At 39.9% G+C, this 19,457-nt stretch carries 13 protein-coding genes; 4 read left to right on the plus strand and 9 right to left on the minus strand.

The annotated features are described in order from the left end of the window. Positions 1-275 precede the first annotated feature (275 nt). From fbp to tviB, 4 genes are all read left to right on the plus strand, one after another. Positions 276-1,286, plus strand: coding sequence for a class 1 fructose-bisphosphatase (gene fbp, locus MORIYA_RS07740; RefSeq protein ID WP_112714111.1), 1,011 nt, complete (start codon positions 276-278; stop codon positions 1,284-1,286). Positions 1,287-1,861: 575 nt separating this feature from the next. After that, complete coding sequence (locus tag MORIYA_RS07745) at positions 1,862-3,112, plus strand: OmpP1/FadL family transporter (protein WP_112714113.1); 1,251 nt, start codon at positions 1,862-1,864, stop codon at positions 3,110-3,112. A 123-nt stretch (positions 3,113-3,235) separates the two neighbouring features. Beyond that, positions 3,236-4,528 (plus strand): OmpP1/FadL family transporter, encoded by a 1,293-nt coding sequence (locus MORIYA_RS07750; RefSeq protein WP_112714115.1) that lies wholly within the window; start codon positions 3,236-3,238, stop codon positions 4,526-4,528. Positions 4,529-5,004: 476 nt separating this feature from the next. Next, positions 5,005-6,285 carry a Vi polysaccharide biosynthesis UDP-N-acetylglucosamine C-6 dehydrogenase TviB gene (gene tviB / locus MORIYA_RS07755; protein ID WP_112714117.1) on the plus strand — a complete coding sequence of 427 codons (1,281 nt, stop codon included), beginning with the start codon at positions 5,005-5,007 and terminating at the stop codon, positions 6,283-6,285. Here the strand turns inward: tviB and MORIYA_RS07760 are convergent. From MORIYA_RS07760 to topA, 9 genes are all read right to left on the minus strand, one after another. After that, positions 6,280-6,861, minus strand: coding sequence for a histidine phosphatase family protein (locus MORIYA_RS07760; RefSeq protein WP_112714119.1), 582 nt, complete (start codon positions 6,859-6,861; stop codon positions 6,280-6,282). The two genes, tviB and MORIYA_RS07760, sit on opposite strands and share 6 nt — an antisense overlap. Further along, entirely contained in the window at positions 6,858-8,078 is a 1,221-nt protein-coding gene (locus MORIYA_RS07765) for a glycosyltransferase family 4 protein (protein WP_112714121.1), read from the minus strand. The genes MORIYA_RS07760 and MORIYA_RS07765 overlap by 4 nt, the downstream gene beginning before the upstream one ends. Then, on the minus strand, positions 8,071-9,300 hold the full coding sequence (locus MORIYA_RS07770; RefSeq protein ID WP_112714123.1) for a glycosyltransferase family 4 protein: 1,230 nt from the start codon (positions 9,298-9,300) through the stop codon (positions 8,071-8,073). The genes MORIYA_RS07765 and MORIYA_RS07770 overlap by 8 nt, the downstream gene beginning before the upstream one ends. Before the next feature lie 45 nt (positions 9,301-9,345). Beyond that, on the minus strand, positions 9,346-10,107 hold the full coding sequence (locus MORIYA_RS07775; RefSeq protein ID WP_112714125.1) for a polysaccharide deacetylase family protein: 762 nt from the start codon (positions 10,105-10,107) through the stop codon (positions 9,346-9,348). Further along, positions 10,100-11,275, minus strand: a complete 1,176-nt coding sequence (locus MORIYA_RS07780) for a glycosyltransferase family protein (RefSeq protein ID WP_112714127.1) — start codon at positions 11,273-11,275, stop codon at positions 10,100-10,102. Before MORIYA_RS07780 ends, MORIYA_RS07775 begins: the two co-directional genes overlap by 8 nt. A gap of 48 nt (positions 11,276-11,323) precedes the next feature. Then, complete coding sequence (locus tag MORIYA_RS07785) at positions 11,324-12,502, minus strand: glycosyltransferase family protein (RefSeq protein WP_112714129.1); 1,179 nt, start codon at positions 12,500-12,502, stop codon at positions 11,324-11,326. A 120-nt stretch (positions 12,503-12,622) separates the two neighbouring features. Continuing rightward, positions 12,623-14,878, minus strand: a complete 2,256-nt coding sequence (locus MORIYA_RS07790; protein ID WP_112714131.1) for a mechanosensitive ion channel family protein — start codon at positions 14,876-14,878, stop codon at positions 12,623-12,625. A 293-nt stretch (positions 14,879-15,171) separates the two neighbouring features. Further along, positions 15,172-16,110 (minus strand): porin, encoded by a 939-nt coding sequence (locus tag MORIYA_RS07795; protein WP_112714133.1) that lies wholly within the window; start codon positions 16,108-16,110, stop codon positions 15,172-15,174. Positions 16,111-16,762: 652 nt separating this feature from the next. Continuing rightward, on the minus strand, positions 16,763-19,429 hold the full coding sequence (topA, locus tag MORIYA_RS07800) for a type I DNA topoisomerase (RefSeq protein WP_174216908.1): 2,667 nt from the start codon (positions 19,427-19,429) through the stop codon (positions 16,763-16,765). Positions 19,430-19,457: the final 28 nt, after the last annotated feature.

Here is a 19,457-nt window from a genome sequence, read left to right on the forward strand (position 1 = left end):
GAAAATACCAGAGCATAATAAAGCTCGAGTTCGAGCGCTACAAAGCCAAAAATCAGTGCTCTAACATTAAACAACATCGCTAGTATATGAACATGAAAGATTCAGATGAGCATTTACACCTTTCAACTGAAAGTCCATTTGCGTTAACTGAAAGTTAACAACTTAATCTACAAATTACATACATTTATCTATTACCCGCACTAGATATCCACCTTGAAAAAGCGCAAAATAGGGTCAGTTATCGGATTTAATTATTGCTTTATTAGGGAATTTGAATGTTAATACATAAAACACTTGGTGAGTTCATCGTTGAAAATCAATCTGATTTTCCACATGCAAAAGGTGATTTAACCGCATTATTAAGTTCAATCAAACTTGCTGCTAAAATTGTCAACCGTGAAATCAATAAAGCTGGCTTAGTTGATATTAGAGGTGCAAGTGGCATTGAAAACATCCAAGGCGAAGAACAGCAAAAACTCGATAAGTATGCGAACGAAGTATTTAAAAATGCGTTGATTGCACGCGGTGAAGTTTGTGGTATTGCTTCTGAAGAAGAAGATCATTATGTATTTTTTGACAATCAAAATAGCCGTAATGCTAACTATGTAGTGTTAATGGATCCGCTAGATGGTTCATCAAACATCGATGTTAATGTGTCTGTTGGTACAATTTTCTCTATCTACCGTCGTATATCACCTGTTGGCGGTCCTGTATCAATGGAAGACTTCTTACAAGTTGGTCGTAAACAAGTTGCAGCTGGTTATGTAGTCTATGGCTCATCAACCATGTTGGTATATACGACAGGTAACGGTGTTCATGGTTTCACTTACGATCCATCAATTGGCGTATTCTGCTTATCACATGAAGCAATGACTTTCCCTAAATCTGGTAAAATATATTCGATCAATGAAGGTAACTACAGCAAGTTCCCACTTGGTGTGAAAAAATACATTAAGTATTGCCAAGAAGAAGATGACGCAACTAACCGCCCTTATACATCACGTTATATCGGTTCTTTAGTCTCTGACTTCCACCGTAACCTGCTTAAAGGTGGTATCTACATTTACCCACAAACAGCACAAGCACCAAAGGGTAAACTGCGCTTATTATACGAATGCAACCCAATGGCTTTCCTGGCAGAACAAGCAGGTGCATTAGCGACTGATGGTTACACGCCAATCTTAGATCTAAAACCAACAGCATTGCATCAGCGTGTTCCTTTCTTCACAGGTTCTGTGGATATGATGGATACAGTACACCAGTTTATGAAAGAATATAAAGAGTAAAGAGAAAAGAGAAAGAAGAAGCGTAATTTAAGCCTCTTTCACACCTTGTTTTTAAGCCACGTCATCTTCTCTTCGGAAAGGTTTCGTGGCTTTTTTGTTATAAGGATTTGTATGTATTATAAACAATTATATAGTTAACCGTGACAGACGTGACACTTTATTAAAATTTGTATCAAAAAAGATTGACACCATTATTTGACGTTGATCACAAAAATAAACATTAACTTTGACTTGTTAACTATCAGAATAAGTACTCTAATAAAAATGGGAGCGATAACAATTTAATAACAACACGTGTACGCTGAAATAAAACGTTATTTATCAATATATTAATATAAATAAACCCATCAACTATTTTTCCCATTAAACGTCAAGCCTTAATAATCAAACATTACACCTTGTGATTATTGTTAATTACAAAGCACGAACAAGCAGTTATTATTTACTCATAGTATCGACAACTGGTCTGACCTTAGCTCTTGTACGATAAACAAAAGGAACCTTGTTTTTCTATTCAGAGATCGACACCAGTAGCGAGTTAACCAAATAAAACTTATACAAATGAGCCATTAACTATGTCTAAATTAAAAAAAACAACGCTTGCTACCGCCCTACTGCTGGTAACTGCACAATCTTCTGCTGCTGGTTTCCAAGTAAGCGAACATTCAGCATCTGGTCTTGGACGAGCTTTTGCTGGTGAAGCAGCCGTTGCTGATAACGCCTCTGTAATTGCACGTAACCCAGCTGCAATGTCACGCTTTAAACAAGCTGAATTATCATTCGTGGGCTCTTACATCGCAGCAAACGCGGATATCACAGGGGTAAATGACCCTATTAAAAGCACTCCTTCACGCCTAGATTCAAACGACATCATTAACGATGCTTTTGTTCCAGCAATGTACTATATTCAGCCAATCAATGAAACATGGGCTGTAGGTCTGGCTATGTTTTCAGGTTACGGCATGGTTTCCGAGCATGAAGGTGATTACGCGGTCGGCGCTGGTGCTGGTACAACCGATCTTCTCACGTTCAATATCAACCCAAGTGTCTCTTTTAAGGCTACAGATGAGTTGAGCTTAGGTTTAGGGGTTAGCGCTGTCTATGCAAAAGCAACACTGGAAAGAAACTTAGGTGATTTAACTTCAGTATATGGTCGTTCAGCTAGCGATCAATTGTTCTTATTGGAAGGTGACGCTTGGGATTACGGCTGGAACGTTGGTGCATTGTATGAATTTAGCGACAATAACCGCATTGGTTTAGCGTACCGTTCACAAGTGGACGTCGAGTTTGAAGGTGACTTCACTGGTGTAACTAGCAGAGGTAAAAAAATCTCAACTACTTTAGCCATTCCACTTCCCGCTACCGCTGAGATCTCAGGTTATCATAAGGTCACACCGAAAATTGCACTAACTTATAGCGCACTTTGGACGCAATGGAGTAAATTCACTGAATTAGAAGCTTACAGTGACCAATGTACTTTCACAACAACCCCAACAGAATGTTTCAAAAAAGAAGAACATTACGATGACAACATACGTTACTCTGTCGGTGCTGAGTTCTATGTTGGTAACACGACATTACGTGCAGGTTTCGCCTTTGATGAACAAGCAGGTGAAACGACGCTGAGTATCCCAGATACAGATCGTTACTGGTACACTATGGGTGCAACTTACGAACTAGATCAAACCTTAAGTTTTGACTTCGCACTCGCTTATGTCTTTACAAAAGAAATTAAATTCGAAGAGAGCACAGGTCCATTTACTTACGAATTCGCAGGTCAAGGTGATGCAATCATTGCTTCAGCTCAAGTAAACTACCGTTTCTAAGCTTATTTAGCTAAACGAACTATCTAAACATAGTAGTTAAATACAGTAATCAAATAGCGCCTTACGGCGCTATTTTTATTTTCGACTAACCTTAAAATAAGGCATCGTTTTAAGGGAATAAATATGAGAACAACCTGTAGTCGTGATTCGCCTATCGTCTACCTAAGTGCTCTTCTTAGCCTAATCGCCTATTCCAGTCCGTCAACTTACGCAGCATCCTACCAATCATCTACAACCTCAGCCATCGAACTCGGTACTGCTGGCGCAGGCAACGCAGCTGATACAACTAACCTAGCCAATATAGCCGTAAACCCAGCGATAACAGCGGCATTTTCATATCCCGCTATAGCCATTGCAGGTATTTTCGTAAAATCAGAAAAAGACATTCACGGTGAATATTATTCTGGTGGTGATCCAGATACTTTAGATAATTCTGGTATCGGAGTTAACTACGTTGTCCCCTCAGGTTATTTCGCATTTCCCATTAATCATAAATGGTCTTTTGGGCTTGCTACATTTTCTAATTATAACGTACGTAACAATTATGCTAGCGAATACCCTGCCGGGATACTCACTGGACAACGTTCCTTGTTCACTTATGAAATAAACCCCAACATCGCGGTTAAATTAACAGACAAGCTTTATTTTGGCATAGGAGTCAGTGCTATTTATGGTAACTATCAACTGGCGACTAATTATGGTGCTCAAAACCCAAACAATCCAAGTCAAATATATCAAGACTTTAACGGTTCAGGACTGGGCTTTCGATATGGTATTGGCGGGCTATATAAAATAAATAAACACCATCAATTCGGTTTATCTTATCGCACAGCAACGGAGATTGAAACAGAAGGCGACTTCACCACACTGGCGAAGAATAATGATCTCGAATTCCAAGATACCACAACACTGTCGATGGCAGTACCAAGTGAGCTAACGCTATCAGGCTTCCATCAACTGGATCCGCGATTAGCAATACAGTATTCTCTCGCTTGGTATGGTTGGGATAATCTAGATTACATTTCAGTATCACATCCAGACTGCCCTGCTAATCTCGACTTTAATTTATCGCAAGGGCAATGTTTAATTGAATCTGTTACTGCAGAAGATAGCTGGAAAATTGCATTTGCAGTCAGCTACAAATTAAGCGATGTGATCTTGCTGCGCAGTGGTGCGTCAACAGAAAAAGCCACTGAAAGCGCAACCTTCGCAATACCATTTGATAAGAAAACAAACTTCAGTTTTGGATTAACTTATTATGCGAGTCGCACATTAAGTTTCGATATAGGCCTTACTTATGCGAGATACGACACAACGCGAATTAAAGATACTATCGGCCTTGATGACTTCGATGTAAGCACAGAAGGCAATAGCACCATGCTTGGATTACAGCTAAATTATCAATTGATTGATTGATTGATTAACCAAACATAACATAGAGTATTAACTCTGATTAATTATGCCTTACATACGGTTAATACTATTATCACTAAAACACACTAGATTACATTGGTACTTAAAAACCATTTAAAATAAAGCCTCTTAGCCAGAGTGAATACCAACTTCAAACGCTCATTCATATTTGAATAGTGTTACTAACGGCTTAACTTACGAGTTTACTAATAAAGCGGAAGCTGTTGTTGGTTCAGCGCAGGTTAACTTAGTTTTCTAAGGCTAGAAATATAAAACGATTTATATAACGTTATCTATCTAAAACTATCAATAATGGGCTTTCACTGCATGGCGTTAGCCCATAGTCTTATTCCCAATAAATACTGTAGATGGACAACATCACACCAACATACTTCAATTAATGTAAACTTTAATCACAAAACCCATTCGTCAATTGGTAAATACGATCATATATGACACAATGAATTAGCACATAATAAATGGATCTCAATTTGAAAAATTTAAATATTAGCGTCATTGGTCTTGGTTACGTTGGTTTGCCGCTTGCCGTTGAGTTTGGGAAAAAATACCCAACACTAGGCTTCGATATTAACACATCAAGAGTTTCAGAATTACAAAAAGGTCAAGACTCTACCTTAGAGTGTACGCCAGAAGAACTATCGCAAGCCTGTAAGCTAACTTACACAAGTCAGCTTGAAGATATACAAGATTGTAATTTTTATGTGGTCACCGTACCGACACCCGTTAATTTTGATAATGTGCCAGATCTAACTCCCCTCAAGACAGCCTCTGCAGCACTCAGTAAGGTCATCTCAAAAGGTGATATCGTTGTCTTCGAGTCGACGGTTTACCCCGGTGCAACAGAAGAAGTGTGCATTCCGATTATTGAAAGAATGTCGGGGCTTAAATTCAACATAGATTTTTTTGCGGGTTATAGTCCAGAACGTATTAATCCCGGTGATAAAATAAATAAACTCACCACAATTATTAAGATAACATCTGGTTCAACTCCTGAGATCGCCGATTATATCGACTCTGTTTACAACACAATTATCGACGCAGGCACGCATAAAGCATCTTCAATTAAAGTGGCTGAAGCAGCCAAAGTCATTGAGAATACGCAACGAGACTTAAACATTGCGATCATTAATGAATTCGCAAAAATATTTAATAAACTCGATATTGATACTGAAGAAGTACTGAATGCCGCAGGAACTAAGTGGAATTTTATGCAATTTAAACCCGGGCTTGTTGGCGGGCACTGTATTAGTATCGACCCTTACTACTTAACCCATAAAGCCAAAGAAGTCGGTTACTTTCCTGAAGTTATTCTTGCTGGCCGCCGTATTAACGATGGGATGGGATCTTATGTCGCGACGGAAATGGTGAAAAAACTTGCTAGCCACAAAATCCATATTGATAATGCAAAGATACTCGTCATGGGCTTTACGTTTAAAGCGGATTGCCCGGATGTGCGTAATACTAAGATTATCGACATTGTCAGTGAATTAAACAGCTTTAATATTGATGTGGATATTTATGACCCGTGGGCAAACCCACAAGAAGTCGAAAATGAATATTCGGTAAAACTCGTGGATGAATTAAAACAAGCACATTACGACGGTATCATCGTTGCTGTTGATCACAGTGAATTTAAAAATATGGGTATTAAAAAAGTGCGCGCGCTTGGTAAAAGCAACCATATTGTGTACGACGTTAAATATGTCTTTGCACTAGAGGATACTGATATCCGCCTATAACGGTATATTAAGCTCAACAATAGACCAACGTCCACCTTCAAAGCAAAAGTGCTGAGCACAGTGATAATCCAGTTTATGCTGTGCTTTGCCTAACATGTTCCAATTCGTCGCACAGGCATAAATTGCACGGATAACACCTTTATGACTAACACAACCAATTCGCTGTTCTACCTTGGTAATATCCAAGGCTTCAACCCAATCACTGACCCGCTCAGCAACCAAGCGTGGCGACTCACCACCTGCTGGCTGTAAATCTAACCCTAGCGCTTCTTGTTTAGCAAAATAAATAGGATCTTGGGAACTTAATTGTTGTAACGTGTTACCTTCCCAGTCCCCCCAGTTCATTTCAATCAACGCAGTTTCAACCTGTGAATTGACGCCAAGTAACTCAGCCGTTTGCTGTGTTCTTAACAATGGACTGTGAAACCACTGCAGAGATATTAAACTTAACGGTAATTGATAAGCGCTAATTTGCGTCTTGCCAACGTCATTCAATGGAATATCAGTTCGACCTTGTAAACGCTTCTCACAGTTCCACTGCGTTTGCCCATGGCGAATAAAATATACATGGATCATAACGACTCCAGTTTATTTGCTATGGCATCTTGAATCACCAGATTAAGCTGCTCTGCACTCGCCGCAATTGAATGATGCTGAGTAACGTAATGCTTTGCTGCTTGCTGCATGACGGTTAACCGTGCAGGATCACTTAGTAATTCATCAATCGTTACTGACATTAACTGAGCATTATGCGCATCAACTAATACACCCGTGACGTTATGTTTCACAATTGAGCTGACACCGCCCTGATCACCGGCTACGATCGCCACGCCTGCTTGCTGTGCTTCTAAGAAAATCATGCCCAGGGCTTCATTTATCGCTGGCCAAACAAGTAATTCGAAATGCGGTAACAACTGGCGTATTTGGCTGTTTTCAAGCGCACCGGCAAACTTTACTTGCTGGTGCGAAGCAAAAATCGAACGGACTTCTGCTTGCATAACCCCATCACCAATAATCAGTAACTGATAAGGCCGTTGTAATGACTCAACCACAGCGCTTAACTGCTGATAGGAGTGATATTTATCGCCACTGCGCATCATCGCAATGGTGATAAGCCAAGGTAAATTGCTATCTAAGCCATATTGGTCCGCGAGACTCTGTCTATTTCTATTTCTATTTAGGCTATCTGTAACCTGGGAGTATTCATTGATAACTGGAAAGTTATTATCATTTACACAGCGATCATCAATAAAGAGATTGAGAGAGACGAGTGGCGAATGGGATCCTTGCCGCCACTGAGAATAAAAATCGGTCAGCGCAATTTTATCCTTTGGGTTAATACAAATAACGTTACTCGCCAGTTTTAATCCAATAGCCACTTGCTGGTGATACAGCGCCCAACTACCCTGGGCACGTTTCTCGGCCCATGATGCTTCCGCTATGATGTAAGGAATATTAAGCGTCCGACAAATGATGGGACCAATTAAATCGGGTGCTTTGTAATACAAATGATAACTAAACCAAACTTGCGGACTAAAATCTTGTTTTTGCCAACGTCGCATGATCCTTGTGGCTTCTTTTTTGGCAAGAGCGATGAAACGCTGCTGGCGCTGACTATCACCATTTTTGTCAAAAGAACGCAACTGACTAGCCAGTTCCACATGATAACCGCCCTGCTCCAACGCTTGTATAAATAAACGCGCGATTTTACGATCGCCCGATGGCGTTGGATGTAAAGGCGATTTAAGCGGCGCATAAAATGCGATGCCTGTTTTTATACGAGTATTAGTCAATATTATTAAACAGTTTTTCTAATTGGTCGATACCAATTTTCACATCGAAACGTCGGTGAAGCTGCTTTTGGCCTTCAACGCCGAGACGTTCGCGCTTCTCACCATCGCGTAATAAATCCGCTAATGCCGATGCTAATTGCTCAACATTATTCGACTCAACGAGTATGCCATTTTTCCCGCTATCAATCAGCTCTGGAATACCCGAAATATCCGTTGCCAGACAACATACAGACTGGCTTTGTGCTTCCATCAATACATTCGGTAACCCATCTCTGTCACCATCGGCAACAATCTTACTTGCCAGTACAAATAGGTCACTTTCACGGTAAGCTTCAAGTACAGTTAATTGTGGTTGCGCACCTTGCCAGTCAATGTATTTATCAATGCCTAAATCTGCGGCCTGTTTCTGCAAGCGTTTCAAGATTTCACCACCGCCAATGTGAGTAAGGTGCCAATGTAAATCTTTTGGTAATTGAGCCAACGCATTAAGTAAGTCGTCGTAGCCTTTTTTAGGCACTGCTCGACCAACACTGATAATTTTAACTGGGTTATCTGCAGAACGGCCATTAACATCCACCCGCGAGACTCGGTTTACATGTTGAAAGCGGGTAAAGTCTAAACCGTGATAAACCAAGTGTACCTTGCTTGGATCTTCAGCAAGGGATTGCAAATACTCATGGTTCGCAGCAGTACAAGTGGATAGCCATTGTAACTCAGTCAGTTTCTCAGCAAGGTCCCACTTTTCTGATGTCCAAATATCTTTAGCATGCGCGGAACACGACCAAGGTAAATCATTAATTAAAGCCGCATAGCGAGTCACCGACGCTGGCGTATGTAAAAAATGGGCATACATTTGCTCGATACCCTCAGGCATTTCTGCTGCTAACACCAGACTTTGGCCAAAACGACGCACCCGTCCACGGCTAGTATCACGCTTCAAGTCTTGAATAAACTGTTTGACCACTTTAGTTAATGAGTAACGTTTAACGACATGAAAACACGCTTTTAATACTCTTAAAGGCTCAACGTGTAAGTATTCAGGTAAATATAATACATCCGCTTCAATCTGCTGATGTATTGGATGCGTGCTGGTATCTGTCGGATGACGTAAGGAGACTAATGTAATATCAAACCCACGTAACTCTAATGCACGTATTTCTTGGGCGATAAATGTTTCAGAGAGGCGTGGATAGCCTTTAAGTACTAATGCTATTTTCTTCACTACAGACCTTAAACTTTTTAGTATTTTAAATTTAATACGTTTACGTTAAGACGCATTTACAAATTGATGAAGTTGCTGACCGCCTAGCCATTCAATATTTTCATGCCGCTGGCAAAATTGAAAAAACTTACTGATAAACAACCAACAATTTAAATCATGCTTGAGATGATGTGTCATCAAACCACAGGGCTTTATATTACCACTCAAACTTGCCAATCGTTTATTGCGTAAATGAGAAATCATATTGGTGAGAATAAGCTCTTCACCCGCGAAACAGCGCCGTTTCCAATCAATAATGTCGATATGCACATTCACATTAAAATCAGTTTCAACTTGCTCTTTTGTCCCTAATACTGACAGTTGGGTATAGCCCATATCTGGTAACTCACGAGCAACCTCATCTGCAATACGATTCCAAGGTGGCACTAAGATATTCAAATATTGCTCACCAAATTGAGATTTTAGTATTTTCTGCCCTTGCGCTAACTTATGTAGCAACTCAGGTAGGGGTTGCGAGCCACCTAATTCAATTTTACGCTGCCCTTCAAGAGCATAATTTTGATGGTCATAACCATGTTGTAACACATAACAGTTCGCGCGATGTTGCGCTTTATTAATCACACTTAAGCTTGTTTGCAGCGAATCAGGGATAACCGCAAGATGCACAGGAATGGAAAACTGGTCTGCCAGCATTAAAAGTCGCTGCAGTGCGCCTGAATTAGCCACTGCATCATCATCACGCCACCAAAACTGCACAGGGGACGACCATTGCTGTATTTCGTCTGCAAGTATTTGCCAATTAGACATCCGCAATTCCTTGTTCTATTTTATCATTTCTTTGTGTTGCCCATTCAATCAGTAATTTAGCGCTTTGTGTCGCGCCTTGGTTATTGATATTAATCGTTTCGGCAGCACGTGATAGCGCATTTTCAATGGCATATTTTAAAGTTTCAACACTCAAATCATGATACTTAACTAATTGTAATACCTTGCCCTGTGTTAGCACTTCACTGCGTGCTAACTGTTCAGTTTCACCTTCACCTTCAAACGGTACAACCACAGCCGGTACTTTGGTTAATAACAGGTCCATAACCGTGTTATAACCCGCCATCGAGATTGAGACATACGCATTTTTTAATGCCTTCAAAAAGTCATCAGCCAGCTCCACAACTTGCAATTTTTCTTGTTGTAGTGCTTTAAAATATGCTTTATCTGCACTTTTCATATTCGGTCCAGTGACCAACAACCACTGTTTATCAGCGGCAAAACCAGTATTGAATAACGCAATCGCAGTACTCAAAATTTCTTTACCAACGCTGCCACCACCGATAGACACCACAATGGTATCTCGCGTGTTCTCATCAATATCTGCGGCAAGTTGTGGGCAAACATAACCCGAATAATTGATTTTATCCGCAATCACATCTGTCAATGGAAAACTTTTTTCTAATGGATAAAAGTCTTCATCGCCGTGCACTAATACGTGCTGGTAATTTGCTTGCACAAGCTCTACACATTCTTGTTCACGCTTAACAGCACGTCGCTGTAAAATGTCACGAATAGAAGCTATAAGAATAGGAGGGTTACGCTGTGATTTGACCCAGTCAAGCAGAGGTAACAGTTCAAAGCGCATTTGTCTGCGACCAAACGGGTAAGTTTCAGTCACAATTAAGTCTGGTTGCAAGCTATCACAAAGCGCTAATAACGCTTGTTTTCTTTGCTGTTTATCTTCGTCACTAAACGGACTATTATCCGCTTTAACCAAACTACTAAAGCCCGCATCTACACTTTTAACCGCCGTCAACTGGTGCATAGTCGCATCGCCAAAAGACATGCTCGGAACTGGCATTCCACCAAAAATAACATCAACATGCGCACCTTGTTCACATAATTCTTGAACAATAAGAGAAGAGCGACGAACGTGACCAATACCTAATAAATATTGCACATAATACATAATACGCGGTGCTGACATATATGATCCTTGCGATAAAACCAAATTAAAAAATAAAACTGAATGCAGTTATTTTGCTACCAATTCACCAAATCGACGCGTAAGAAAATCTAATCCGTTCAATAGTTTATCAAGTTTATGTTTACTCGGCTTATCTTGCTGTAGTAGTTTTATAATACCGTCAACCATGGTCTCTGCTAAACGTTCTGAATCTAAATCGAGCATAGATAGCAAGCCTACTTCTGCGGCATTACGAGCTCGAATAAGCTGCTCTTGACGTGGTTGAGTACGTGGTAGGATCAACGCTGGTTTATCAAACGACAGTATTTCACAAAAAGTATTGTAGCCACCCATAGCAATCACAGCCTCAGCCTCAAACATTAAATGCTCAAGGTGGTTACTGAATGTGATCGCATCAACATGAGGTAGCAATTCCGCTCGATTCAGAAACTCATTGCGCTCAACTGCGGGCATAAATGGACCAAGCACAAATAATGCAGGCATCAGTGTTGGGCTACTCTCATAAGCACGGAGAACCCAATCAATCATCTCAACGCCATCACCGCCACCACCGGGGGTAACCAAAATATAAGGTCTGTCGGGGATGTTAATGGATTCAATATCCACTTTTTTCGGTAACTGTCTTGGTAGGTACCCCATAAACAACGTTTTATCTGTCACAATTTGCTTAACATCCAATCCTTGTAATGGATTAGATACCTCTGCGGGGCCATAAACCCAAAGTTCATCATAAAGATTTTCAAGTAATGGCATCACATTTTTCTTCTGCCATTCCTTTTTTAATAACTCAGGAGAGTCCATCACATCGCGTAAACCGAGAATGCATTTGGTATCAGTATCTTTGAAATAGGCTAACGTACTAATCACTTCATCTTTCAATCCGCCCGGTTCTTTATCAACAAGAAAAATATCTGGTTTGAAGACTTTGGAAGTATTGAGAATAATGGATTCACGTAATGCTAATGTATCAGCCAAATCGATATGCAAACCCAATGACGTGTATTCACCGTTATGAAGTTTAATCACACCCGGTATTCGAATAAAATCAACCCGCGCTTTAAAATCAAAACGGCCAATAATAGGCGATCCGGTAATAATTAAAACTGACAATCCCTTGTATCGGTCAACGAGCGCATGCGCGATGGTTCGACAACGACGCAAATGCCCAAGACCGAAAGAGTCGTGACTATAAATAAGCAAACGGCTATTATTTAATTTACTGCGCACTCGAATTCTCTTTTACTAAATATGACAATAACGGATAAGATTACCAAAAAAGATCACGCTAAGATAGCGCGTATCTTATTTAATAACCTATTCATTTTCATTAAAGATACAAGCACTTTTTTAGTTATAATCAGAGTCTATTCTATCATTCTTTTTGATCTCTGCAGACACGACCAATGCCGCAGCAGCGCCCAATTCTTCTGCTCGAACTTCATGTTTTTCAATCTTACCTTTACTTTTTTCTCTATTTTTTTCATCACGTTGCGTTAATACATGAACTGAACGATGCGCAAACTCAATCCCATTGTCCTTTAATGATTCTTGAACAAGTCTAAATGCTTCACGTCGAATAACCCATTGTTCACCTGGTATACAAGTAAACTTCATGCGGAAGATAAGTGCTGACTCTTCAATTCGGATCACCCCTTGAGACTTCAGTGGTAATAGAAAATGTTGTCCGTATTCAGGATGTAATAACATTTTCTGTCCCACTTTTTTAATTAGTTTACGCACCTTTTCAACGTCAGTTCGGTAATCCAATCTGAATTCCAATTTCTTAGTGATCCAGTCACGTGATAAATTCCGCACAGTCGCAATTTCACTGAAGGGAATAGTTTGCACAGCGCCCAAGTGATGACGTAATGTGATAGAGCGAATAGATATACGCTCTACAGTACCGCGTAAACTTGCCGCTTCAATATACTCACCTCGACGAAAGGCATCATCGAGTAAAAAGAATATTCCAGAAATAACATCTTGGACTAATTTCTGCGCGCCAAAACCAACAGCAATACCCACAATACCCGCCCCCGCAAGTAACGGGGCGATTTCGACGCCGATAATACTTAAAATCATTAACAGTACACACGAAGACAAAAACACTAATAAAAATGAACGCACTAAAGGCAACAAAGTTTCAGAACGAGAAGATCCGGTCCCGCCCCCCTCACCTTCTAATGTTGACGTACCATTGTTATTTTCACAAACCATATCATAAGGTAAATGACGTTCAATAGCAGACTGGATAATTTCCCAAACTGCATAAGCGGCAATGATAACGACAATAATATCAACCAACATTTCAATAAACCCGCCAAGGCTATTGGTGATTGTTTCCCAAGCGTTATAATTAAAGCTGGCATCGAGATGATGAAGAATAAAAGCAACAAATATGACTCTAAGTGCGATAATCACCCGGTTAATAAATTTATCACAACGTTTATTATAAGAATGACTTTGTAGCCAAGTGATACGTTTTAACTGAGTCAGTAAAACAAAAATAAGCCGATCTGCGATAGGAAAAGTAAAGGTTAACCACCAGATAGGCGTAAAATTTCGCGCTTGCTCATAGTAGCCTAAAAACTCGTACATAGCCCAAAAGACCCAAGCGATAAATAACCAAATGGTGAAAATTGTTGTCCAGGTTTGACGTAGAAAGCGCGTAAACGCCGAGCTCGTTTCTTTGACATCGGTAAACATGGCTTCAATGGTTTTACGGTTAAACCAAATAAAGGCAATAGATAAAATATTCAAGATCATGCCTGTCGCAGGAATAATTAATGCAAATAATATAGTGTCTAGCGAGAACAGCACCAGAATACGCCAAAACGTTGTTATGATAAGGTAAATCGCCATAAAACTAAGAATCGACCAATACAGACGATTGGCAGATTCACAGTTTATTTTAAACAATCGATGACCTTTGGCGTAAGGCGCAAAAATAAGTCTAAGTAAAATCTTTAATGCACGTATTTTTACAACTAAACCTAGACCGTGTAGACTCAGTAAACGAAAGGGATCGGTTTCACTGTAATTATAAATAGAAATAAGCGCTGCAGTAACGGCAAAAATACCAATCCCAACATACTTAAAAAAGCCACGCATTAATAAATAGTCGAGGTTATCTCTGAAAGTACTGCCTTTTTCCGCGGCAACCCGCTCGGAAAAAGCATTCATTTTAATGCTAGTTACGTGCTCGACGATAAGCCCACAAACAAGCATCAATACAAAAATACTAAACAGCGAAGAGAAACGCCCTATACCTTGCCCATTGGTTAACTCATTTATCAATTTTTCTTGGTGTTCAGGCCAACGTTCTAGACTGTTTAATAACTCACTTTTTCGACTTTGTGCATCTTTCAAAAAAATAAATCGAGCCATATCCGAGTTTTTATACATGTATTCATTATCAGCATCATCTAAAACACCGGTTTGACTAGTATTAGCTTCAATTTGTGTGACAGGGTTTGGCTGCTTGAAAATATCGCTACCATGCGCTTGCGCAACGTTTGCACTACTTAGCATCAACAGCATATACATAAATATTGTCGCGGCAACAGTGCGACTAAAGACGTTTGAGATAATACGCGGGGGCATAGTAATAACCAATTATTGATTGATAAGAATAACTATAGTATCAAAACTTTATAAACGAATGATATGGTAAATAGCACATATTATTAATGAGTTAAAATACAAGTTGGGTGAATAGACAGATAAAAATGAGATACTATAAAAGTAAAAGGAAGTAAGCTGGGTTTCGAACTAAACATGAAAAATGATGGGCTTTAAGCATTAAGTAATCGACTCCTTATAAAAAAACCGCTCACTTTAACAGTGAACGGTTTTGTTAGTCAGTGTTGTTTATAGCAACGAATCAACCGAGTTGATTAGAAGTATACACGACCACCTAACCATAGAGTGCTATCTGTACCTTCTGCACGGTCTGTAGTAGCAGCATCACGGTCACTTAGATTGTATTCAGCGTATGCAATTACGCCTTTAGCAAGTTCATAATCAGCGCCTATAACTAGCTCAGAACCTTCATTTGATTTTGAATCACCGTCTAGAATGTCATACATAGCATATACGCCTACTTGACCTAGTGTGTAGTGAGCACCAATACCGTATGCTGATGTATCATAGCTGCCAACTTCAGAAGCTTGATATTGAACTGCTAATACTAATGCATCAAGAGTATAACGAGCGCCCATGATGTATGTAGAATTATCTGTTATAACGCCCGCATCTTTACGGTCGTTTGCGATATTATAAGAAACACCAAGCTCTAGACCAGCAACGTCATATGTACCACCGATAGCGTATGTATCTTGGTCCATTAAAGAAACAACAACTGTAGCGCCACCGAAAGCTTTAGAATATTTAAGTTGGTCTTCAGAATCAGAACCGAACGCATCGTTATCTTCGTTATAAACACCATTTTCATAAGAGAAATCATTCATCACTAAGTCATCATTCAGACCATACTGTTTACCTAAAATAACAGTACCGTACACGTCATGTGCTAGACCTACATATGATTGGTTTAAGTATAAACCGTTGGTTTTGTCTTTAGAATCTTTATGGTCTGAATTTTTAATTTCAGCACGACCGAAAGCTTTAAGACCATTATCTAGTTCTTTCGCAGCTTTAATATTAAAACGTGTACCAGAATCTTGGAATTTAACGTTATCAGAGTCAGCAATAACCACGTTACCACGGAAAGAACCACCTAGAGAAACGGTAGTACCTTCGTTGTTATAAATTTCAGCAGCGTTTGCAGCGCCAGCTACTAATAGAATTGCAGTAGCAAGAATAGTCTTTTTCATTTTAAAAATCCTTTATGATTTGTAAGTTAACTCACTCATTACTTGAATCTCTCGCTGAGATGATCCCATTTGGTAATGATTAGTTAAACCAAGAGTTAATGTATTCTAACAAATAGCGTGTTAAACCAATAATTCATCTGGATAAACCATTTGAGATAAGATTTAACAACTACGCTTAAAACTTGGTATAGATTATAGTCACAATCATTTTGTTAAAACTATAGAGAAAATCAATAAGAGGTCAAAAACAAGATCACGGACACAAAAAAAGACATGCCAAAATAAAACACCTTGACATAAATGATAATTATTCAACATTTAGAGGCGGTGTTACATGCTAAACGATTAAAAAACAATCTAGTACGTAACCTATATTATAGAAGCTTAACTCTAAGTTTTCATTTACATAGCATCAGAACTTAAAACGAATAAAAAGTTCAATTAACAGTTCAATAATTTTAGATTGTAGCTCAATAATAACAAAACGCAGAAGATCGAAAATATAATCATAACAATTTGTTGTTCACCAAAATAGACAGTATCTAGGGTTCTTAAAAACCCAAGATAAAAAATACCCCAGCAATGCTGAGGTATTTTATAAACACATTGTAACTTATTAAAACGTTACATGAACGCGAAAGAAACCCATTAACTATTTTTCAGTGACAGGCTTTTTCTTCTTCACAGTTTTTTTCTTTTCTTCTTCAACCCATTTTCCATCGATATAATGCGCAGTCCAACCCGTGGCTTTCTTCTCCACCTCGGTCATTACATATTGCTCTTTGGTCTTACGACTAAAGCGTACAATGGCTTTATTACCAGCAGGGTCTTGCGCTGGCGCATCTGCTAAGTAATAGAATTTCGATGAGATACGATCTCTGAAGCGTACTAACTCTTCAATCAAGGGAGCACGCGTCTCACGAGATTTAGGGAAAGTATTCGCCGCCAAGAAGATACCCGCAGCACCGTCGCGTAGCACAAAGTAAGCATCCGACTTTTCACATTCCAGTTCAGGCAGAAAAACAGGATCTTCTTTTGGCGGCGCAACTTCACCACTTTTCAGGATCTTACGGGTGTTTTTACATTCTTCGTTAGTACAGCCCATGTATTTACCGAAACGGCCATTTTTAAGCTGCATATCAGACATACAACGGTCACACTCAACTACTGGGCCATCATAGCCTTTTAGCTTGAATTCACCTTTTTCTACTTCGTAGCCAGTACATTCAGGGTTATTACCACAAACGTGCAGTTTACGTGTTTCATCTATCAAGTAGCTGTCCATTGCAGTACTGCATTTAGGACAACGACGTTTTGCCATCAGCGCTTCAGTTTCAGCGTCTTCATTGAGCAAATCAATCGCTTCTTCACCTGATACTAGATTGATGGTTTTCTTACAGCGTTCTTTTGGTGGCAAGTTATAACCAGCACAACCGAGGAAAACACCGGTCGTTGCTGTACGGATACCCATCTCACGTTGGCATGTCGGACATTCGATATCCGTCAATACCATTTCATTCGCACGCATACCGCCGTCAGCAACATCAGCCCCAGCCGTAATTAGCTGTTTCTTGAAGTCTCCGAAGAAATCATTAAGTACATCAATCCAATTCAGCTTGCCTTCAGCAATGCCATCAAGTTGAGACTCCATGCTTGCCGTAAAATCAAAATTCATCAATTCTTCAAAACTTTCGGTCAGACGCTCAGTAACAATCTCACCCATTTTTTCAGCAAAGAAACGACGGTTTTCTACTTTTACATAACCACGATCTTGAATTGTCGAGATAATCGAAGCATACGTCGATGGACGACCAATTCCACGTTTCTCTAATTCTTTAACCAATGACGCTTCATTAAAACGCGCAGGCGGCTTAGTGAAGTGTTGTAGTGGATCAACAGTGATCAGATCAAGCGCCTCACCCACTTCAAGCACAGGTAAATTACTTTCATCTTCAGACTTCTTGCCCATTGGCGGCAGCGCTTTAGTCCAACCAGGAAAACGCATAGTACGTCCCTTCGCGGTAAGCTGATACTCGCCAGCAGCAATCGTCAACTTGGTTGAATCGTATTGTGCAGGCATCATTTGGCAAGCAACAAACTGACGCCAAATTAATTCATATAATTTCTTCGCATCATCATCCATGCCTTTCAAATCGCCTGACATAACATTTACATCAGAAGGTCGGATCGCTTCATGGGCTTCTTGCGCGCCTTTTTTAGAACCGTATAGATTCGGTTCTGCAGGTAAATAGTCTTTACCGTATTTTGTTTCAATCAAACCGCGTGCACTTTCTACCGCGTCTTTACTCAAGTTAGTTGAGTCAGTACGCATATAGGTAATGTAACCGCCTTCATATAAACGTTGTGCTAAGCCCATAGTACGCTTAACGCCATAGCTATGACGTGTACTTGCCGCCTGCTGTAATGTCGAGGTAATAAATGGGGCTTTTGGTTTACTGCTTGTCGCTCTGTCATCACGCTTTAATAACGAATAACTGGCATTTTGTAAGTCAGTAACCGCTTTAGTCGCTTGCGCTTCATTCACGGGTTTAAATGTTACACCAGCATATTTAACTGCTTCAACACGTAATGGCTCACCCAGTGAAGTCACTAAGTCGGTATGTACATCCCAAAACTCTTCTGGAATGAAGGCTTTGATATCTTTTTCTTTGTCTACGATCAAACGCACGGCTACTGACTGAACACGTCCAGCAGATAAACCACGGGCGATCTTTTGCCAAAGCAACGGCGACACCATATAACCAACAACACGATCTAAGAAACGACGCGCTTGTTGTGCGTTAACACAATCAATGTTCAATTCTGACGGTTTTTCAAATGCTTCTTGGATCGCTGTTTTGGTAATTTCGTTAAACGTTACACGCTGGAAACGTGAATCATCACCACCAATAATTTCCCGCAGGTGCCATGCAATAGCTTCCCCCTCGCGGTCCAAATCGGTTGCGAGATAGATAACATCTGCTTTTTCAGCAAGTTGTTGTAGTTCGGCAACAACTTTTTCTTTACCAGGTAAAATCTGATACGTTGCTGCCCAGTCATTTTCTGGGTCTATTCCCATACGCGAATATAGCGATTTTTTATCACGTTTTTCTTTAAATGCAGCTTTCGCTTCTGGCGTCATGCCTTTAGTTTGTTGCGCAAGCGTCGGGGCACCAGCTCGTTTTTTGGCGGCGCCACCACTTGTCGGTAAATCACGTACGTGACCCACACTTGATTTAACAATGTAGTCTTTACCGAGATATTTATTAATGGTCTTCGCTTTTGCTGGCGATTCCACAATTACCAGAGATCTTCCCATACAGACGGATTCTTTTAATTTATGAATG

The sequence above is a fragment of the Moritella yayanosii genome, assembly GCF_900465055.1.
Lineage (GTDB): Bacteria > Pseudomonadota > Gammaproteobacteria > Enterobacterales > Moritellaceae > Moritella > Moritella yayanosii.